Here is a 20,408-nt window from a genome sequence, read left to right as displayed (position 1 = left end):
CACTGATGTGATGAAAAAGAAACGCAGCGCAATTATTATCTGCAACGGTGAGGTTCTCCCCAAGAAGGCCATGCGCCCGTTGCTGAACGGGAAGCCGTTCATCGTCTGCGCTGACGGAGGGGCCAACAAGGCGAGAAAACTCGGAATCCGCCCCGACGTCATTATCGGCGATCTGGATTCGATCTCGCCGGCTACGAAGAGATATTATTCCCGCGTGAAGACGATCCGCGTTCCTAGCCAGTACAGCACGGACCTGGAAAAAGCGCTGGACTACCTGGTTGAAAACCGCTATCAAGATGCAGTTGTCGTCGGCGCAACCGGCGGGAGACCGGATCACTCGTTGTCAAATCTCAGCATTCTAAAAAAATACTGTGAACGGATCCGCCTGGTCTTTTCCGATCCCCTCTGTGACATTCATCTCATAGGCCGGAAAATAATTTTTGATTCACCCATCGGCGCGATCATATCGCTCCTTCCCCTTGGCCGCTGCGGCGGCATAACGACAAAGGGACTTAAATATCCTTTGCGCAACGAGCCGCTTGAATTAGGCGTTCGTGAAGGAACCAGCAATGCCGTCGTTTCTTCTCCCGTAAGCATCACCGTGCAGCATGGAAGCCTGCTGCTCTTTATTGTCAAAAACAAGCAACCTCTTTCTCATCGTTAGTTGTTCATTGTCAATTGCCAGCTGCTGACTGACTTTGGTTTCTTTCTCCTTCATCGACATATTGCTCATCCTCCTCTATTTTTCCGTCGTCGTCTATATCGGCGTTCGGTCGGCGCGCAAGGAAAGGACGGAGGCCGAAGAGTATCTTCTTGCGAGCCGTTCTCTGACGCTGCCGGTATTCGTCGCTACGCTTGTTTCGACGTGGTACGGCGGAATATTGGGAGTCGGCGAATATTCGTACCAGTACGGGATCTCCAACTGGTTTGTCTTCGGTGTCCCGTATTATTTTTTTGCCCTTGTCTTTGCGTTCGTCCTGGCAAAACGGACGCGGGCGACGAACCTCATCACCATACCGGACAAGCTGTACGATGCGTACGACGCGAAAACCTCGCTGCTCGGCGCGTTCCTCACCTTTTTTCTTATTTCCCCCGCGCCGTACGCACTGATGCTCGGGATCCTGGTGCAGTTGATCTTCGGTATCGGTCTGACCGCGAGCGTTCTCATCAGCACGTTTCTCACCGTCTGCTATTTGTACGTCGGCGGCTTCAGGTCGGATGTCAACACGAACATCGCCGAGTTCATTCTGATGTTTGCCGGCTTTGCGATCATATTGCCGTTCTCGTACGCCAAATTCGGCGGGTTGGAATTTCTTAAGCAGAATTTGCCGCCGCTCCATCTGACGTGGCACGGGGGCAATTCGCTCCAATTTATCATCGTCTGGTTCTTCATCGCTCTCTGGACGCTCGTCGATCCGGCGTTCCATCAGCGATGCTACGCCGCTAAGGACGGCGCGACCGCGCAGCGGGGGATCATTCTTTCAACGCTCTGCTGGTTCGTGTTCGATTTCTGTACGAGCACCGCAGGCCTGTACGCCCGCGCAGCGCTGCCGCATCTTCAGCAGCCGATGTTTTCGTACCCGATGCTTGCCGAGATCACGCTGCCGTCGGTTGCAAAGGGAGTGTTCTACATCGGCATGCTCGCAACGATCATGTCGACGTTGAGCAGCCTTACGTTCATCGGCGCGTCGACGATCGGCAACGACATTGTCGGGCGCCTCTTGTCGGCGGAAAAGAACGAACTCCGGGAAGCGGCGGTCACGCTTTGGACAAAAATCGGGCTTGTCGTTACGGCAGTCTTTGCCGTGGCCCTGGCGTTGTGGATTCCTTCGGCCGTCAAACTCTGGTACGTCATCGGTACGGCGATTATTCCGGGATTGCTGGTTCCGTTGATGGCGAGCTATTTCGATACGCTGAAAATTCCGGCGCCGTTCGCCTTCGCCGCCATGCTTGCCGGCTGGGGCGTATCGACCGTGTGGCTGGTCTGCGGACAGCTGGCGGGAGGAGAATATTTCTTCTCCATCGAACCGATGTATCCCGGATTATTTCTTTCGGTGGCAATATGGGGGGCGGGGAGGGTGTCCGTTTTGCGCAGGCGGGCGGAAGGGGGGTAACGCCCTCATTCCTGCAGAACGCGCGAAACACATTCGAGGATTTCATCGATGCGAAACGGTTTGTGGATGATATTTTTCACTCCGCGGCGGAGCATCCCGTTTCGCGAACCCTCCTCGAGGTACCCCGTCATGAAGACCATTTTCACCTCGGGGTTAATCTCAACGAGCTTGCCGAAGACCTCCTCTCCCCCCATCAACGGCATTCCCAGGTCCGAGATCACCATGTCGATGCGGTCGCACTGCGATTGATACTTTTTAACAGCCTCGATTCCGTTGGATGCGGTGATGACATTGTACTCTTTACCTTCCAAGATCTCCTTCAGCATTTCACGCAGCCCCGCTTCGTCGTCTACCACAAGAATTGTCGAAGGACGTCCCTCGCGGCTTCTCCCCGAAACGTGACCGATACTCGTATTGTTTGCCGAACCCTTGATCTGGGCATTCACCAGCGGGAAAAAGAGGGAGATCGTCGTCCCCTGTCCGACGGTGCTTACGACATCGATAAGGCCGTGATGGTTCTGCGAAATTCCGTGGACGATCGAGAGCCCCAGCCCCGTCCCTTTTCCCCGGCCTTTCGTGGAGAAGAACGGCTCGAAAATCCGGGAAACGGTCTCTTCGCTCATTCCTGTGCCGTTGTCCGTGATGCTGACCACGACATAGTTCTCCCGCTGAACTTGCGGAAATTTTCTTTGCAGCTCTTCGGGGGAGACGGTTGCGACACGGAAAATGATCGTTCCGTTGACAGATTTCGATTCGATGGCGTCGCGGGAATTCAACGCAAGGTTCAGAAGGGCCTGATGAAGCTGGTCCGAATCGCCGAGGATCACCGCGTCGCTCGTCTCGATTTCCGACCGGATGGAAATGAATTTCGGCAGCGTATGTTCGAGCAGCTTCTGCACTTCAAGCACCACCGGCGCGACAGGCATCGGCTTGAGCTTCCCTTTTTCCGAGCGGGCAAAGAGGAGAAGCTGTTTGGCGATCGCCGCTCCGCGCTCCGCGGCGGTGGCGACCATGTCGGCGTAGCGCTGAAGCGTCTTGTCGTCCCTGGTCTTTTCCTTCAGCATTTCAGCCGAGGTGAGGATCATCGAAAGGACATTGTTGAAATCGTGCGCGATGCCGCCGGCAAGAACGCCGATCGATTCCATCTTTTGTGCATGGAGGAGCTGGCTTTCCAGTAATTTTCTTTCGCTGATGTCGCGGAAGACGCTCAACAGCATTTTGTTGTTGGCCCCGAAGACGATGAACGAGTTTGAGATCTCGACCGGGATTTCATCTCCATCCCATAACGCGATATCGCCGATAAAGCGGGGGGGGACCGTCTCGGACTCAAATTCCCGCCGATATTCTTCGAGCCCCTCCGACCGCTGGTCGGAATGGTACGTGACGGAAAGAAATTCTCCCACGAGCTTCTCCTGCGGCAGCTTCACGATCTTGCTGAACGCAGAATTGACCATCACGATTCTTCCATCTTTATCGGTCAGCCTCATCCCGTCCGCCGAATGATCCCACATGGCGCGGAAGCGCTCTTCGTCCGCTTTCCGCTGGATGGCCGTGGCGATCTGCTGCGACACGAACGTGAGGATTTCGCGCTCTTTTTCGCCGTAGCGGACGGATTCCGTGTAGCTCTGCACAACGATCGCGCCGAAGGTCGCCTCGCCCGATTTCAGCGGCACGCCAAGCCAGTCGATCGACGGAGCGCCGATCGACTCCACCTCGTCTTCGTGCAGCAGCAGCTGGAATACGTCCGGCGAGGCGAGCAGCGGCTGGCCGGTACGCAAAACATACTCGGTCAATCCTTTCCCGAGCTTTTTGGGACTCGGCTGCGGGTCGACTTCGTCGACGAAATACGGGAAACTGAGAATTTGCGTCGACGCATCGTACAGGGCGATGTAGAAATTCTTTGCCGACATCAGCTCGTTGATGATCGAATGCACGGAAGAATAAAAATCCTGGAGGTCGACGGTGGAATGCGTTTTCTCGGCGATGCGGTACAGCGCGGATTGCAGGGCTTCGGCCCGCTTTCGATCCTGGATGCTCGTCACCGCGCCGAGCGTGCCGACGATCTTCCCGTCGGTGTCCATGTACGGCGTCGCATTGATTTCCACCCACAGCTGCGATCCGTCCTTCCGCGTGATGAACACTTCATACCGTTCGAGCTTGCCGAGGAGCCGGTCTTTGTTCCTCGTTTTCATCGCGTCCCATTTCTCCTGCGGGAGCAGGAGGGTGTACGCGCGCCTGCCGATCATTTCTTCCGGCGCGTATCCGCACAGGTCCGCCATCCGTGAATTGATGTAGACCACCTTGTCGTCCACATCCGTGATGAGGACGCCTTCGCCGAGGCTTTCAACGACGGTGCGGAATTTCGACTCCGATTCGAGCAGCGTCGCTTCGGCACGTTTGCGGTCGGTGATGTCGAGAAGGGTTCCATGGATCGCCGGTTTTCCGTTGTAAATGGTGCGGGAGCCGTAGACCTCCACATCGATCTTCGTCCCGTCCTTCTTTAGTCCGACAAAGGAATAATTCATCGGCTCGCCGTTGTTGTCGAGCCTCTTGCGCACATTTTCGGAAACCGTTTCGCGCGATTCGGGAGCGATAAAATCGAGCATCGGCCTTCCGAACAATTCATCACGCGTATACCCGAAGATCTCGGCGATGCGCTCGTTCACGAATTTCAATTCTCCGTCCTGAATGAGATAGACCCCGACCAGCGCTTTCTCGACAAGGCTCGAGTACCGTTCGGAAAGCTGCGGAACCAGGGACCGCACGAGGCGGTAATTGCCGATCAAGAGGAGGAACATTCCGATCGTCAAACCGAAATAGCCGGTGATGAACCCGATCCTTGTCGAGATGACGTCATTCCACGGCTCGGGGAGAATGTTGCTGTGATACAGAGAGTCGAGAATGATGTTGAGGTACACGAGGGCGAAGCCGGCGGTGATGAGGCGAAAACCCTTCAGCGTGTGCCGGACGATCAGCGTCCGGAGCACCAGAAGGAATCCGACGGCTCCGAATAACAGGAGAAGAAACTGTATGAAACTGAAGAGGTGCATTGCTGCCGATTGCCGGATGTTAATTGGTGTCCAGGATCAGCGGAAGGCCGTCTTGGCATGCGCCGATCGCTTTGGGCGGCAGGCAAGATCTGCCGCTGCCGAAATGTTGAGCATGGTGACAAATCCCATAGAATTTCCTGATCGGATGAAGGGAAAGCTACTCGAGAACCAGAACGTCGAAAACATTGGAATCTGTGGGATGCAGTTTGCCGCCGCCGGTCCACGCGTCGCCCCGGCGGTCGACCGTGCGGAATTCGCCGATGCCGGCGCCGCCATGGTCATCCTGTGCGCCGACGAGGATCGTCATCTTCCAATCCGCCGTCGGCTTCCCAAGGTACTCAAGGGGAAGACTAAACTCAATCGCTTTTCGTTCAACGCTGCCGATCGGATTTCTTTCGTCCCCGGAGCGAGGAATGTACTCGCACAGCACGGCTCCGTTAGCGTCGGCCACGCGGATGCCGCCGCCGACAGTGATAAGGCGGTCGAAACGGTAGCGCTCCCCGACGGTGAAGTGTGAATTGCCGCCCACCGAGGTCGCTCCGCTGTCCCCGCGATGGATGGCGATGGCGGCGATGGTAAGCTGAAATCCGTACTCCGGATGCCAGCCGGGGTTCGCCAGGTCACGGAAGAGGAGCGTGAAATATGCATTCGCCGAATCTGTCTTTACCGTTGCGCGGACGATGTCGAGGATCCCCGGCTTGAAGTTTGGGTCCGCAGGATAACTGTACGTTCCAGAATCGCCGCGATCGTCGCCCGCGGGATCGTCCTTGTCGAACAAAATTTTCGCGCCATTATTTTTCTTGCGCACCTCATCCAATGAAAGGACCGGATACGACGGAACGCGGAAGACGGGGAGGCGGGGGTTGAACTCGGGTTGCGCCAGCGCGAGGTCGGCGAATTCCGCTCTCGGCGAAAAATCGGGGAGGTACCAGACCGGCTTGTCATGCGACGACGAGGCGATCGTGCTGTCGTGGTACACTGTGAACGCTTCCTTCGAATGCGCGATCGTCAGCGTTTCGGCCGGCGTCAGCGTCGTGTTGATGTATGCCGCGTCGCCGCTATGATAGACCCATAAATAACTGACGTCGTAATCGCGGGGAAGCGAATCCGCTTTCACTGTGACCCTGACCGAGTCCCCGATCCATTCGTATCGGGCGTTGATGCGCGCATTGCCGGCGCGGAAACGGCACTGCACATTCTTCAACCCGGTCGGGAGCTTGGGATTGATGCGAAGGGCATGAGCCGTCACATCGACGCCGATGCCAAGATAATCCTGGTAAAAACTGCGGATGAATTCTGCAAGGCTCCACGCCTGAGAAAAGGCTCCGGAGAGCCGAGGTTCTGTTTCGCCGGCCCGCGGCTGTGCATCGAGGAGCTCCGACAACGTCCCGACACAGCCGCGATGGAGGATCTGGCGGACCATGTTTTTCGTGATGCGGAACGTCAGATCTTCTTCGTCGTTTCTTGTGAGCGCATAGATCGCATGACCGTTCAACCATGTCCAGACGATGCCGTTGTGATACGCCGCATCCTGCACGTATGCCGGCTCGTAGTGATGGTATGGATGGAAGTTCGTATCTGATTGCGACAAGGTGCCGACGCCGTATTCATAGACGAGGTTTGAGGTCACCGTCTTGACCATCGCTTCGCGGATGTCTTCCGAATTGACGATGTCTATGCAGAAGAGCTGGTTCGGCCGTAATTCCCGCGACGGAGTTCCGTCGGCGTTCAGGTGGTCGTAGACAAGGTTATGCTCTCTGTCGACGAAGTAGATGTTGAAATTCTTTTCCACTTTGTCGGCCAGCGATTTCCATTTTCCCGCCAAATGATATTCGGTCAGGTATTCCGCTTCGAATGAGCCGATGAGCAGCTGATAGTACCAGAGCGCCTGAATTTCGCACGCGCGATTGCCGCGGGGAGACCAGGGACCGTCCGGCCCGACCGCATCCATCCATGACTCGGCATCCCCGTGCGTCAAAAATCCGAGCGTATCGGTGTGGTACTTGACCGTTCCCTCGATCGATCGTTTGACAACGGGGAAAAGTTCTCGGATAAGAGCCGTATCGTTGGAATATTTGACGTAGTCGTACATCTGTTTGATGAACCAGGGGGTTCCGTCTGCGGTGTTGTACGCGATCGATGTTGTCGTCACGATGTTGGGAATCCGGCCGTAGTTCGGGTTCGCTGAGTCTTTTTCCTGAAAGCGCGCGAAGGAGAGGAGGATGTTGCGCGCGTCGGCGAAATTTCCCGTCACGAAGGTCGCTCCGGGAAGCGCAATGAATGAATCGCGCCCCCAGTAATCGTTGAACCAGGGGAGTCCGGCAAAAATACCTTTCACCGGGACTCCGGACTGTGATTGATTCATGATGAGCGCGTCGAGCGAAAGCTTCGCCCACATGACGGCTCGATCGAGCTCAGCATCGTTGGTCTTCAAGTATGATTCCTGAAGGATTTTTTCCATCCTCTGTTTGCGTGCGGCCACGAGCTTCGCAGCGTTCCTGAGGACGAGAGCGCAGAGCCTGCGCACTTCGTCTTGAGAAGATGCTGCGGCTACGACGAAAAGAACGTGTGATTGACCGTGTTTTGCGCCCAAGGCGATCCATGTTGGAACGGCGTTGCCGGCCGTTTCGGATTTCTTTTCCCAAAAGGCGATGCCGCTTGCCGGCGTGTCTTCCTTTTCAAATCCGGGAGCCGGAGAAATCTCCACAGATGGTTTCCCCTTCTGAATTCCATGATAGCTGCATTCAACAAGCAGTGCATTAACGCTGTCGAGGAATGTGAAGCGCTCTTCTGTTCCGTCCGTGTATTTTCTGACCAGCTGATAGGGGAAGACGGTGGTCGTCGCAGCGGTCCGGTCGAGAAGCGTGCCGTTCAGTTCGACGGCATAGTCGTTGAGGATCTTTTGTTGATTCACAAACCAGCCCTGCCATCCGCCGGCGTTTTGAGCGTTTACTTCGCCATAGTATGTCCCCGCTTGCTTGTTCGTGTACGCGAACTGGCGTGATGGTCCGGTAACGGTGATGCCGATCTCGTCAACGAGAGGCGTTCCGGCAGCGACGACATTGTTCAGGACGGCAAATAACAGAAAAGAGAACGGCTTATTCATCGTGCATCAATTCGCTGTTAGAAAATGACGGCGCACCCCCCGGGCGAGATATGTTTCCGCATTGCTCATCGCTGCTTCGGCGGAAACATTCTCCGGCGATATCTGAATGAGCTGAGCGAGTCCGAGTTTTTGTTTGAGGGAGATCTTGTCTCCGGCAACGCTTCCGGCAAAAGCATGGACGGGTTTGTTGAATTTTCTTGCGCGCCGGGCGATCCCGTCGATTCCTTTTCCCTGAAGCGTTTGTGAATCGAGCTTTCCTTCAGCGGTGATAACGCAATCGCATTGTCGGAGCAGGTCGTCAAAATGGATCGTATCGAGGATGAATTCGATTCCCGAAGAGATCGTTGCATTGCAAAAAGCGATCAGACCTGCGCCGAGACCGCCGGCGGCGCCGCTTCCCGGATTACGCGACACATCCCGATGAACGGCGTTCTCTATAATAGATGCGTAATGTTCCAATGCTTTGTCAAGCAAACGTGCCTGCTCATCCGTAGCACCTTTTTGCGCGGCAAATGTCAGCGCCGTTCCATGAACTCCGTACAGCGTATTCTTCACATCCGCCAGTCCAATAATCTCTGTATTCTGTATCCTGTCGTCTATATTCTTTGTATCGACATCTTGAAGACCGGCAAGATTAATGCCCCCGTCAGTTAGTTCCATCCTCTTTTCGTCAAAAAATTTCACCCCGAGCGCCCTTGCGCACCCCGCCCCCCCGTCCGTTGTTGCACTTCCTCCCAATCCGACAATGATCTTATTGCATCTGGAATCCATCGCAGCGCGGATCAACTCACCAACGCCATACGTGGTTGCATGTGCCGCATCATATTGATCCGGCCTCAGCAAATGCAGACCGGCGGCCTCGGCCATTTCGATGACTGCCGTTTTTCCGTCGCCGAGAATTCCCCAACGGGCGTTGACGTTCATCGACGCAAGCGGACCACGCACCGATTTCGAATAGATCGTTCCCTTTGTCGCCTGAATAAGGCAATCGAGTGTCCCATTTCCTCCGTCCGCAACAGGGCTGGGAATGCATTCCGCGTCCGGATAAATTTCGTTCAGGGTCCGTGAAATGGTCGCCGCGGCATCGGAAGCTGTCAGAGATCCTTTCAACGCATTCGGCGCGATGAGGAATTTCATGTTCAAAGGTATGAATTTTTGGAGTGAAATTCAGGGGAACAGATCACATCAAATGCTTAGTGGGTGAACATGTTCTTTATGCGCGGTTCAAAGCCGAAGACACCGCTGCCCGTAAAATGGCAGTGTTATCTTTTGAGAGTTCCCCCTCTCGCTCCCAAGCTTAGTTTTGAAGTGGCTTCGGCAACTTGTTTTTCGGCAGAAGGTTTCACTCCGTTCCCAATCGGAGATTGGGAATGAGAGAACCCTTGGCCGAACGCTTCGAATGTGGAACCGTAACAATAGCTGTCAATTGGCCGCATTGATTCTCAATCAATTTTAGCTTACTTTAGTTTGTTTTAATTCGCATACTCGTTAACTAAATAACTTTGCAACGGAGAATGTATGTCGTCAACTATTATTACTGATGTGTGGGCGCGGGAGATCCTCGACTCGCGCGGTAACCCTACTATTGAAGCGGATATCGAACTTGAGGATGGGACTATCGGACGTGCTGCAGTGCCAAGCGGAGCTTCCACCGGCGAGCATGAAGCGGTCGAGCTGCGCGACGGCGACAAGATGCGGTACAACGGCAAAGGCGTTTTGAAGGCGGTCGAGAACGTCAATACGATTATTGCGGACGAAGTGACCGGTTTCGATGCCCAGGATCAGGTCGGCATCGACAAAATGATGATCGAGCTCGACGGAACGCCGACCAAGAGCAAACTTGGCGCGAACGCGATCCTTGCGGTATCGCTCGCCGCGGCAAAAGCGTCGGCTAAATCGCTGAAGGTCCCGCTGTATCGCTATATCGGCGGCTCGAACGCGAAAATTCTCCCGACGCCGATGATGAACATCATCAACGGCGGCAGGCACGCGGACAGCAGCGTCGATTTCCAGGAGTTCATGATCGTCCCCGCCAACGCGCCGAATTTCGCAGAGGCGCTCCGCATGGGGGCGGAGGTGTTCCATGCGCTGAAGGATGTCTTGAAAAAGAGGGGATACAACACCGCGGTCGGCGACGAAGGAGGATTCGCTCCGAGCTTGAAGTCGAACGACGAGGCCCTTGAAGTGATCACGGAAGCGATCACCAAGGCGAAGTATAAAGCGGGTGAGGACGTGTTCATCGCGTTGGATCCGGCGGCGAGCGAAATGTATGAGGACGGGAAGTATCTCTTCTATAAATCGACCAAGAAAAAAGCAACCCGGGAAGAGATGGTGAAGCTCTGGGCGAAATGGGTGAAGGAGTTCCCCATTATTTCCCTTGAGGACGGCATGGCGGAAAATGACTGGGAAGGGTGGAAGATGCTGACCGATGAACTCGGGAAGAAAATTCAGCTCGTCGGAGACGATGTGTTCGTGACCAACGTCGAGTTCCTGAACAAAGGCATCGAAATGGGCGTCGCGAATTCCATCCTCATTAAAGTGAACCAGATCGGCACGCTCACGGAAACGCTCGATTGCATCGAGATGGCGAAGCGGGCCAATTATACCTCCGTGATCAGCCACCGCTCGGGCGAGACCGAAGACGCGACGATCGCCGACATCGCGGTCGCGACCAATGCCGGACAGATCAAAACCGGATCGACGAGCCGGACGGACCGCATCGCGAAATACAACCAGCTCATCCGCATCGAGGAAGAACTCGATTCGAACGGGATGTACGCCGGGCTGGGAGCCTTCAGCAAGAAGATAGGCTAACGCTTCTATCGTATCTCCGGCGGGGCGTTACGCCCACCGCCGGAGTACAAGGAGGTTATCATGCAACGTGCTATTGCGCTGTTGTGTGCAACGCTCCTCCTGTCGTCGTGCGGAAAGAATAATGGTGTGGGGAGCGGAGGATCGGCCGGATATTCAGTGCCGTACCTCGCAAGTGGTACGGAAACGTTTGTCACGACGTCGACGATTAGGGACTCGCTCAACAACATCGTGAACGAGAACGTCGACACCGAGGTTGTCAGGATCGAGGGGGAAGGGGAAACGCTCGGTGGATATTCTGGTTTAACCCGGGTGACGGCGGTCTCGAGCAGTAATAACGTCGGAGAAGAGAACGAATGGTACAAAGCAGACAACGACTCGCTCGTCGATATAGCGTATTCGGGGGCGGGAAGAGTCCCGGTCATTTTGCCAAAGGCAAGAGCGACGAGGGCGCCAAACGTTTCTCCGCTCGGCATTCCCCGCGTCGTCTGGCAGATGATCCTCAGGAAGCTTGGCGATGACAGCATCCTTGTCCGGGATAATCCCCGGGTGGTTCTGCGATACCCATTGACGCCAGGGAGACGCTGGGTCTCCTTCCCGTCTCCTTTTGAAGAAGACCGGCAGGTGGTCGGGAACGAGGTGGTGAGAGTAGGGGCGGGCGCATTCGTCTGCACGAAGATCAGAACGACGGTCAACTTCGGAGGCGATTCGCTCTCACTCGAATGGTTCGACTACGTTGCCTTTGAAGGGCTCGTCCTGAGGACGTTCAGCTTTCCGTCGTATCTTGTGACCACGCAAGCTTCGCCCGACTCGGGGTTCATGGCATCGTACCTCGAGAGAGTTGAGCTTGTTTCGAGGCAGTAGGTCACGGCGGACAATGATCCTGATGCAACATCATTCAATATCTTCTCATTCAAACTCACGATACCATGACTCCTGCAATTAAATTCGGAACAGACGGATGGCGCGGGGTTATCGCCGACGATTACACGCTTGCGAACGTGGCCAAGGTTGCGTTGGCAACCGCGCGCTATTTCAAATCCCACAAGAAGATCAAGAACGGCCTGGTGATCGGCTATGACTCCCGGTTCATGTCGAAAGACTTCGCGCATAAATCCGCCCAGATCATTGCAAGCGCCGGCGTACGAGTGAAGCTCGCAGATAAAATTTCCTCCACGCCGATGACGTCGCTCGGCATCGTGAAAATGAAAGCTGCCGGAGGCGTTGTCATCACCGCAAGCCATAATCCCGCCGAGTACAACGGGTTCAAGATCAAAGGGGACTTCGGCGGCCCGGCGCATCCCGAGATGGTGGCAAAGGTGGAAGAGCTTCTGGCGCCGATCTTGAAGGCGAAAGAACTTCCGCTGAAGGTGAAACCGTTCGACGAGCTCGTCGCGAAGAAAATGATCCAGTTTGTCGACCTGACCTCCCTGTACGTGAAGGATATCGTGAAGAAGGTTGAAGTCGATCTGATCAAAGCGACCCGCATCAAAATTATGTACGACGCGATGTACGGGGCGGGACAGGGAGTGATGGAGCAGATCATTCCGCGCGTCGGCACCATCAGGAACAGCTTTAATCCTTCCTTTGCCGGCGGACACCCCGAGCCGCTCGCCCAAAACCTCGAAGAGCTGAGTTTCGAGGTGAAGGACGGACGCTATAACATCGGCATTGCAACGGACGGCGATGCGGACCGCGTCGGCGCTGTGGACGAAAAAGGAAATTTTGTCGACTCGCACCGCATCTTTGCCATCCTCCTGAAATATCTTGTCGAGCGCAAGCATCTGAAGGGGGAAGTGGCAAAATCGCTTTCCGTCACCGAGTTGATCTCGAGGATGTGCGAGAAGTACGGACTCGTCCTCAACGAGACGCCGGTCGGCTTCAAGTATCTGTGCCGGCTGATGACGGAGAAAAAGATCATCATTGCCGGTGAAGAGAGCGGCGGCCTCGGTGTGATGGGACATCTCCCGGAACGCGACGGAATATTCGTCGGGCTGATGCTCGCCGAGATCATGGCGGTGCGCCGGAAAAAATTGAGCGCGCTCGTTCAGGAATTGTTCGATGAATACGGCGAATATCATTTCGGCAGGATCGACCGCCGCGTGACGGAGGCGGAGAAGAAGAAGATCGCTTCGTTCTATGCTCACCGCCCGAAGAAAATCGGATCGTTCGCGGTTCAGCGCATCGATGAAACCGACGGCTATAAATTTTTCGTGGACAAAGGATGGATCCTCGTCCGGTTCTCGGGAACCGAACCGCTCGTCCGCTTTTACGCTGAAGCAAATTCTCCCGCGAGAATGAAGGCGATGTTGAAAGCCGCCACGGCTGTGTAACCCGCAGGGTGTATGAATTCTTCACGCAGCTACAACTTTTTCTACAACGTCATGCCCGACGGGACGGTGAAACAGATCAATCCGTTCACCGGCACCGAAGTCTGGGCTGTTCCCGGGCGCGGCGACAAGCCGTTGATGAATGAAACGCCCTCGGCCGCAAAGGAGATCGACCGTTCTCTTGAGGGAGCATACTGCAGCTTCTGCGAAACCCGCTATTATGAAGTTCCCCCCGAAAAGGCCCGCCTCGTCAAGGACAACGGAAATTACCGGACGTTGACGCGCGTTCCCCCGGACAAGTATAACGATTCGGTCGCCGAGTTCCGCCGTGTCGGGAATCTCTTCGAGATCGTCACCATCGACTACTGGAAGAAGAACTATAACTACCGGCTCACCAAAGACGCGGCGGCATGGCGGGACGGTTACGTTGCGATCCCGCGCGGCGCCGATCACATCGACTCCATCGTGAACTACAAATTAAAGATGTCCACGAAGTCGGAGCAGGAAGCCCGGCAGCGCCTCCTCTTCAATAAAGAGAATATGATGGATGCGTTCTTTGGCGGCTGCCACGAGCTTATTATTGCGCGCAAGCATTATGCCGGAGGAGCGAAGCACGATACGGAGTTGTTTTCCTCGGGAGAGATGGGGGAAGAGGAGCATTTTCAATACTTCCGGTTCACGGTCGAGGCGATGCGCGACATGCTGACGTATAACCGTTACGTCCGGTATATCAGCGTCTTTCAGAACTGGCTCCGGCCGGCCGGAGCGTCGTTCGACCATCTCCACAAGCAGATCGTTGGTCTGGACGAGTGGGGAAATTCGATGCTGCTCCAGATCCAGATGCTGCGGGACGACCCGAACATCTTCAACGAGCTCGGCGCAAATTTCGCCGCACAGTATAATCTGGTCTTTGCCGAGAACGATTTTGCAGTTGCGAGCGTCGGCATCGGCCACCGCTACCCGACGATCGAAGTATATTCGAAGTCCCAGATGAGCCGTCCGTTTGAACATTCGGATGCAGAACTCCGGGGAGTGAGCAATCTCGTGCACGCGTGCCATGCCGCGATCGGGAGCCAGATCTCCTGCAACGAAGAATGGTATTATACGCCGATCGATGCCGTCTACAAAATGCCGTGGCACATCCTTCTGAAGCTGCGCATCAACGTCCCGGCCGGCTTCGAAGGCGGGACGAGCATCTTCATCAATCCCTTTACACCGATCGACCTTCGCGATAGATTGGTCCCCCGACTGTACGCCTTGCGCGATGCCGGAGCTGTGACCGGCCTCCGCATCGCCGAAGAGTGCCGGCTGAAACCCAACCCGCTTCTCTATTATCTGAAATAAATTCTCACAAAGGGACCGCAGAACCCGCTTTTCATCCGGATTGCCCAATGCTCGAATCGTTCTGGCTTTATCCGTTGTTGTTTTGCACAGGTGCGGCGGCAGGGCTGATCGATTCGATCGCCGGAGGAGGAGGGCTCATAACCCTTCCGGTTGCGCTGGCGATCGGAATGCCGCCGAAGGTCGCGCTCGGAACGAATAAATTTCAGTCGAGCTTCGGAAGCTTCACCGCAACATTTTACTATGTGAAACACAAGATCGTGAGCCTCCGCGAGGCGAAGCTCGGGATCTTTTTTACTCTTGTCGGAGCGGTTGCCGGGGCCTGGGGAGTGGAACAGGTCGATTCATCCGTGCTGAACCGGGTCATTCCTTTTCTCCTTCTTGCCATCGTTGTTTATACCTTTGTGACCCCTCGATTCGGCGAAACCTCCGGCCGGGCCCGCATGTCGGCATCCGCATTTTTTGCGGGCGCCGGATTGGCGCTCGGGTTCTATGACGGCTTTTTCGGTCCCGGCGTCGGCTCTTTTTGGGCGATGGCGCTCGTCTTCGGCCTGGGGATGGACCTCACGCGGGCGACCGGCGCGACGAAACTGATGAACTTCACGAGCAATATCGTATCGTGCATTATTTTTCTCGCCGGGGGATTTGTCTGGCTCGGAGCCGGCTTGGCAATGGCCGCCGGCGAAATTGTCGGAGCGCGGTTCGGCTCGCACATGGTCATCAGAAAGGGAACCGCGATCATCCGTCCCATCTATATATCAATAGTGATCCTGACGATTGCAAAACTGCTGTACAATACGTACAGCCGATGATGTGAGATCGCCATTATCTGCAGTGGACTTCTAAGGAGGCGCCATGGATTCAATTGCTGAACGCTACGTCAAATTAATCCTCAAGATCGGTGTGTACGACCCCGATTACGTCGATGCATATTACGGTCCTGAAGAATGGAAGCCGTCAGGCGATAGCACCGTCAAGAAGGAGAAATTCCCTTTCGAAGAGTTCGATAAAGAAGTACGGTCTCTTTCGGATTCCCTCAAGGTTGTCGATCCTTCGAGCTTCAATCCGATCGAAAAACTCCGTCATTCATCGTTGACGAAACAACTCACCGCGGTACAATGCAGGATCTTACTTCTCAGCGGTGCAACGCTTTCGTTCGACGAAGAGTCGCAGCGGTTGTACGATGCCGTTGCGCCGGCGTTCAGCGAACAGCACTACAAAGAGCTCCTGAAGGAGCTTGACGGACTGCTCTCCGGAACAGGTAACGTTTCGGAGCGGCTTGAGCGGTATAAGCAGTCTTTCGTCATCCCCAAAAACAAACTCGATGCCGTCTTCAAAGCCGCGATTGCGGAGGGGCGCAGGCGGACGCTGGAGCATATTCAGCTTCCGTCGTCCGAGAGTTTTACCGTTGAGTACGTCAACAACAAGCCGTGGAGCGGCTACAATTGGTATAAAGGGAATTGCTTCAGCGTGATCCAGGTGAACACCGATTTGCCGATCTTTATCGACCGGGCCGTCGACCTTGCATGCCATGAAGGATATCCGGGACATCATGTTTACAATATGCTGATGGAGAAAAACCTTTTCCGGGAACGGAAGTGGATGGAGTTTTCTGTCTACCCGCTCTTCAGCCCGCAGTCGCTTATCGCCGAAGGGAGCGCGAATTTCGGCATCGAAGTGGCGCTTCCCGGCAATGACCGCGTGCAGTTTGAACGCGCCGTCCTTTTTCCAGCCGCCGGGCTCGACCCATCGAGGGCGGAAGGGTATTATAAAATTCAATCGGTAAAAGGGAAGCTCGATTACGCGGGAAATGAATCGGCGCGGAATTATCTCGACGGCAAATGGAGCAAAGAAGATGCCGTTGACTGGCTGGTGAACTACGGCCTGTATTCTCCCGAACGTGCGCGGCAAAGGGTAGGGTTCATCGAACGATACAGAAGCTATGTCATCAACTATAATCTGGGGCAGGATATGGTCCGGGCGTACATCGAAAAACGGGGGGGAGATGCAGCGAACCGGCCGGTGCGCTGGAAGCTCTTTGAAGAACTGCTTTCTCAGCCCCACTCGCCGGGCGATCTGCGATGACGAAGAGGGCAAAAATTGCACTGCCCGTGTTTTCAGGTCCGGCTGAAAATCGCGGGCAGAAGAAGAGCGACTTTTTTTCTTAGCGTACCATCCGACCGCTTATTGTTCGTTCCCGGAGAGCGTCGGCGCGGCATTGTAAAGCGTGATGCCCCAATTGAACGGGTCGGAGGGGGGATCGTCGTTCCAATCTTCAAAGCTGTGCGAATCATCGCTCCGGTAATGAACGGAGTATTCGCCCGGTTTCAGGGTAATGGTTCCGTCGAACCGCCGGTTCTTTTGCGCTCCCCCCGCGTTGTCGGTCATTCGGTACGTCATCTCCCACACGGTTTTTCCCGAAGGCTCCTCCTCGATCCATCCATAGTCGTACATCTCGCCGTCGCGTCCTTCGCCCAGCGCATAAATACGGACCTCGGTCTCTTGTTGCAGCGTGAAACTCTTTTGCCTCCGCTCGTCGTCGCCGACGCGAATGATCCGGGCGATGACCGATTTGTTGCTTTGGTCGTCGTACGGTGCGACATCGTTCGCAGCATAGTTGTCGTCCGACGCAAGAACGGTGATGCCCCAATGTTCCTGGTCGTACGGAGGTGCGGCGTTCCAGTCATGATAATTGTGCGATCCATCCGATACATAATAGACCATGTAGCTCCCTTTGTCGAGGTGGATCACCCTGTCGACCATCCGGTTTTTGTCTGCACCGCCGGCATGCTCGGTCTCCCTGTACTTCATTTCCCACACCCGTGCATTTGTCTTGGCGTCGGTAATCCAGCCGTAATCGTACATCTCGCCGTCCTTCCCTTCGCCGATCGCGAGAACGCGCACGTCCATTCCCCGTTTCAGCGTAAATCCTTTCGAACGGTACTCTTTGTCCCGCACGCGCGTCATGTCGACAAGAATGTTTTTTGACGGAAGGTCTTCATAATCGGTGAGCCGTGCGTTCTGTGCCATCTCGGACTTTGCAACGCGCACCGTCATTCCCCAAAACTCAGGGTCGTACGGCGGCGGCGCATTCCATTCATGCGCGGAATGAGAATCGTCCGTGACAAAAAACGCTGCATAGGATCCAGCCGGGAGAGAAATGGTCTCGTTCACCATCCGGTTCTTTCTGTCGCCGCCGGCGTAGTCGAGGTCCTTGTCCTTCATGGTCCAGACGATCGCGCCGGACCTTACGTTCTTGATCCATCCGTAATCGTACGAGCCGTCGTTGCGCAGTTCGCCGAGGGCGTAAATCTTCAGGTCGGTCGGCTTGTCGAGCGTGAAGCCCTGATGCTCATATTGATTGTCCCATAAACCGGACATGGAAAAGAAAGAATTCTTCTTGTAATCGGCTTGTAATTTTTTGACGGCGTCTTCATTCAGGCGGGTTCCTTTTCCGGTCACGACGATCGAAAGGTCCTTGAACTCGCCGGAGAAATTGTCGTCGTCATTCCAATGGAACATCTCATCGCCGAGAAAGTCGATAAGTCCGGAGAGTCCGTTGATGTTGGAAAATGAGAACGGGGACGTGCCGTAATACACCTCGTAGGTTCCTTTGGGAAGGGGGATGTTATCCGTGTACGTTGCAGTCGAGCGGTCCTCGTCACGGCTGGAGGCGTGCCTCATATCCCAAACTTTCTCCCGCGTCTCCGAGTTGAGGATCCAGGCGCGAGTCCACACCGGATGCTTCCGGCCGGATGCGACAACTTTAATGGACACATTCTGGGCCTCGTCAAGGACGAATCCTTCAAACTTCACGTCACGCTTGCGGAAGTTCTGGACCTCGGACAGAATGTTATCGTCGGCCATGCATTGACCGGCCGAGCCGATCAGAAGGGCGAAGAGGGCAAGGGAGAAAATTCTTTTCATCGAAGCGCTCCTTTCCAAAATTTTTTCAAGGCTGCTGGCATCGGTTTGAGGAGAACAGATTGATGTAGTATACGGAAAGAGGAGGATTTTGTTTCTTCGTTCATCGGGGAAATCCCTCCGGCCAGCAGCGAAAGGATTGCATTTCTTCAAGTTTCAAGCTATAATAGTGCCGGAATACCTGCTCCCTCAACCCGCAGGCAGAAAGGGGCCTTATCACCTCATTGACCACCTCGCACCCCCACAACATGTGCCTGATTTGCATTTAGGCTTGGAAGCCGTTTGGACAAAATGGTCTCCATATCTCAACAGCAACAAGCATCAGGTTTTTCGATGAAAAAGGCCTCGTTCGATCTTGAGGCGGAGCAGAGTGATTCAAGCAGATCTTGACGAAGCAAATATCAGGGAGGCTTGCCATGAAAACACGATCGCTATGCAGTTTACTTTTTGTTATCGGCTTCTTCGTCTGTTCACACGGCGCATTTGCCCAGTGGAATATCATTCCCGACTTACGGTTCACCAACATCTATTGCTTTCTTGCGGTGAATGACAGCACGGTCCTCGCCGGCGGCGACAACATGGTGCTGATGAGATCGACGAACGGCGGAACGTCATGGACGAACATTATGGGAAACGGGATCTCTGTCGACACTGTCCTCTCGCTCGGAGAAGGACTGGGATATATCTTCGCGGGGACATTCGGGGTAGAAAGCTTTTACCGCTCTTCCGATCTGGGAAACACATGGAGCGTGGTTAACGCCGGTCTCCCTTCTTCCGCACAGCTGAATGCGTTTACGTTTGTCGGAGGAACTCTTTTCGCCGCGACCGAGCAAGGAGTCTACAGCTCGGCCGACAGCGGCAAGACGTGGCAATCCGATACGGCCGGCCTGGCGTTGTCCCAGCCCGGCCTTGATGGATGGGGAATGGTCGGAATCGCTGTCGCCGGTGGAAGGTTATTTACGATCAAGAACTTTGGAGGGTATGTTTATTCTTCACAGACGGACTCCATCTACTGGAGGCCTATCACCCCGGAGTATTACAATACCGGCTACGCTATGGCGGCGGCAGATACCACCGTGATGATCGCCACCCAGCAAGGGATGTACGTCTATGGCGGAGACACGACCTGGCTGCAGAGAAACAACGGCCTCCCGATTAATGATACAACGCAGGTAATGCGGTGTCTCTTAGCGACATCGGACAGTCTGGTCTTTGCCTCACTCACTTCTTCTTCAACAACCACAGCGGTCCAGGGTCTGTATGTAACTTCCGACATCGGCAAAACATGGCTCCGGGTGAATGATACCGCCTTCTCCGGCGCATCGGTCACCGCGATGACTGCCAACACAAAATATCTTTATGCCGGAACGAGAATGGGAGGATGGAGGATCCCGATGGCTGATGTGATAACTGCGGTGAGCAGCGATCGCCCGCAATTTCCGGGGAAGTACGTTTTGTACCAAAACTATCCGAACCCGTTCAACCCGACGACGGTCATTTCTTACGCTCTTCCGGCCTCTGCATCGGTTTCATTGAGAGTGTACGATCTGCTTGGAAGGGAAGTACAGGTTCTGGTCGATGAACGCCAAGGCGCGGGAGAGCATGCGGTGACGTTCAATGCAGGCGCCTGTGCAAGCGGAGTCTATTTCTACCGGCTTCAGGCGGGTGCCTTCACACAAACAAAAAAGCTCATGATCCTGAAGTGAGTCAGCCGAATGAATGTATGTAAACA

At 55.0% G+C, this 20,408-nt stretch carries 13 protein-coding genes; 9 read left to right on the top strand and 4 right to left on the bottom strand.

What is annotated here, in order from left to right; translation table 11 throughout:
- Positions 1–10: 10 nt before the first annotated feature.
- Positions 11–664, top strand: a complete 654-nt coding sequence (locus tag VMF88_12275) for a thiamine diphosphokinase (GenBank protein ID HTY11835.1) — start codon at positions 11–13, stop codon at positions 662–664.
- 34 nt (positions 665–698) lie between these two features.
- The gene (locus VMF88_12270; GenBank protein ID HTY11834.1) at positions 699–2,114 is read left to right on the top strand and encodes a sodium:solute symporter family protein; all 1,416 of its coding nucleotides are present in this window, start codon (positions 699–701) and stop codon (positions 2,112–2,114) included.
- A gap of 5 nt (positions 2,115–2,119) precedes the next feature.
- Here the strand turns inward: VMF88_12270 and VMF88_12265 are convergent, their stop codons facing one another.
- From VMF88_12265 to VMF88_12255, 3 genes are all read right to left on the bottom strand, one after another.
- Positions 2,120–5,164: a PAS domain S-box protein gene (locus VMF88_12265; GenBank protein ID HTY11833.1), complete on the bottom strand. Its 3,045-nt coding sequence runs from the start codon at positions 5,162–5,164 to the stop codon at positions 2,120–2,122.
- 157 nt (positions 5,165–5,321) lie between these two features.
- Positions 5,322–8,270: an amylo-alpha-1,6-glucosidase gene (locus tag VMF88_12260; GenBank protein HTY11832.1), complete on the bottom strand. Its 2,949-nt coding sequence runs from the start codon at positions 8,268–8,270 to the stop codon at positions 5,322–5,324.
- A gap of 6 nt (positions 8,271–8,276) precedes the next feature.
- Positions 8,277–9,407, bottom strand: a complete 1,131-nt coding sequence (locus tag VMF88_12255) for a glycerate kinase (GenBank protein HTY11831.1) — start codon at positions 9,405–9,407, stop codon at positions 8,277–8,279.
- Between the two features lie 381 nt (positions 9,408–9,788).
- Here VMF88_12255 and eno point away from each other — a divergent pair, with 381 nt between their 5' ends.
- The 6 genes from eno to VMF88_12225 all read left to right on the top strand — a co-directional run bounded on the left by eno (position 9,789) and on the right by VMF88_12225 (position 16,837).
- Positions 9,789–11,084 carry a phosphopyruvate hydratase gene (gene eno, locus VMF88_12250; protein ID HTY11830.1) on the top strand — a complete coding sequence of 432 codons (1,296 nt, stop codon included), beginning with the start codon at positions 9,789–9,791 and terminating at the stop codon, positions 11,082–11,084.
- 60 nt (positions 11,085–11,144) lie between these two features.
- Positions 11,145–11,945, top strand: a complete 801-nt coding sequence (locus VMF88_12245) for a hypothetical protein (GenBank protein ID HTY11829.1) — start codon at positions 11,145–11,147, stop codon at positions 11,943–11,945.
- 65 nt (positions 11,946–12,010) lie between these two features.
- The gene (locus VMF88_12240; protein ID HTY11828.1) at positions 12,011–13,414 is read left to right on the top strand and encodes a phosphoglucomutase/phosphomannomutase family protein; all 1,404 of its coding nucleotides are present in this window, start codon (positions 12,011–12,013) and stop codon (positions 13,412–13,414) included.
- Positions 13,415–13,426: 12 nt separating this feature from the next.
- Positions 13,427–14,755 (top strand): DUF4921 family protein, encoded by a 1,329-nt coding sequence (locus VMF88_12235; GenBank protein HTY11827.1) that lies wholly within the window; start codon positions 13,427–13,429, stop codon positions 14,753–14,755.
- A 47-nt stretch (positions 14,756–14,802) separates the two neighbouring features.
- Positions 14,803–15,564 (top strand): TSUP family transporter, encoded by a 762-nt coding sequence (locus tag VMF88_12230; protein HTY11826.1) that lies wholly within the window; start codon positions 14,803–14,805, stop codon positions 15,562–15,564.
- Positions 15,565–15,607: 43 nt separating this feature from the next.
- Entirely contained in the window at positions 15,608–16,837 is a 1,230-nt protein-coding gene (locus VMF88_12225) for a hypothetical protein (GenBank protein ID HTY11825.1), read from the top strand.
- A gap of 99 nt (positions 16,838–16,936) precedes the next feature.
- Here VMF88_12225 and VMF88_12220 read toward each other — a convergent pair whose 3' ends face one another.
- Positions 16,937–18,679 carry a hypothetical protein gene (locus VMF88_12220; protein ID HTY11824.1) on the bottom strand — a complete coding sequence of 581 codons (1,743 nt, stop codon included), beginning with the start codon at positions 18,677–18,679 and terminating at the stop codon, positions 16,937–16,939.
- Between the two features lie 413 nt (positions 18,680–19,092).
- On the opposite strand from VMF88_12220, the gene VMF88_12215 reads away from it, so the two are divergent.
- Positions 19,093–20,382, top strand: a complete 1,290-nt coding sequence (locus VMF88_12215; GenBank protein ID HTY11823.1) for a T9SS type A sorting domain-containing protein — start codon at positions 19,093–19,095, stop codon at positions 20,380–20,382.
- The last annotated feature ends 26 nt before the right edge of the window (positions 20,383–20,408 follow it).

This window comes from Bacteroidota bacterium, from assembly GCA_035506275.1.
Taxonomy (GTDB): Bacteria; Bacteroidota; Ignavibacteria; order UBA10030; family UBA8401; genus JAGVPT01.
The sequence above is the reverse complement of the archived record's forward strand: the minus strand, read 5'-3'. Positions and strand labels throughout refer to the sequence as shown.

What these genes read in the sequence shown, in the direction of transcription:
- VMF88_12265 (HTY11833.1), bottom strand. Translation starts at nt 5,164, where the DNA reads ATGCACCTCTTCAGTTTCATACAGTTTCTTCTCCTGTTATTCGGAGCC.
- VMF88_12230 (HTY11826.1), top strand. Translation starts at nt 14,803, where the DNA reads ATGCTCGAATCGTTCTGGCTTTATCCGTTGTTGTTTTGCACAGGTGCG.
- VMF88_12275 (HTY11835.1), top strand. Translation starts at nt 11, where the DNA reads ATGAAAAAGAAACGCAGCGCAATTATTATCTGCAACGGTGAGGTTCTC.
- eno (HTY11830.1), top strand. Translation starts at nt 9,789, where the DNA reads ATGTCGTCAACTATTATTACTGATGTGTGGGCGCGGGAGATCCTCGAC.
- VMF88_12255 (HTY11831.1), bottom strand. Translation starts at nt 9,407, where the DNA reads ATGAAATTCCTCATCGCGCCGAATGCGTTGAAAGGATCTCTGACAGCT.
- VMF88_12245 (HTY11829.1), top strand. Translation starts at nt 11,145, where the DNA reads ATGCAACGTGCTATTGCGCTGTTGTGTGCAACGCTCCTCCTGTCGTCG.
- VMF88_12225 (HTY11825.1), top strand. Translation starts at nt 15,608, where the DNA reads ATGGATTCAATTGCTGAACGCTACGTCAAATTAATCCTCAAGATCGGT.
- VMF88_12220 (HTY11824.1), bottom strand. Translation starts at nt 18,679, where the DNA reads ATGAAAAGAATTTTCTCCCTTGCCCTCTTCGCCCTTCTGATCGGCTCG.
- VMF88_12235 (HTY11827.1), top strand. Translation starts at nt 13,427, where the DNA reads ATGAATTCTTCACGCAGCTACAACTTTTTCTACAACGTCATGCCCGAC.
- VMF88_12260 (HTY11832.1), bottom strand. Translation starts at nt 8,270, where the DNA reads ATGAATAAGCCGTTCTCTTTTCTGTTATTTGCCGTCCTGAACAATGTC.
- VMF88_12215 (HTY11823.1), top strand. Translation starts at nt 19,093, where the DNA reads ATGAAAACACGATCGCTATGCAGTTTACTTTTTGTTATCGGCTTCTTC.
- VMF88_12240 (HTY11828.1), top strand. Translation starts at nt 12,011, where the DNA reads ATGACTCCTGCAATTAAATTCGGAACAGACGGATGGCGCGGGGTTATC.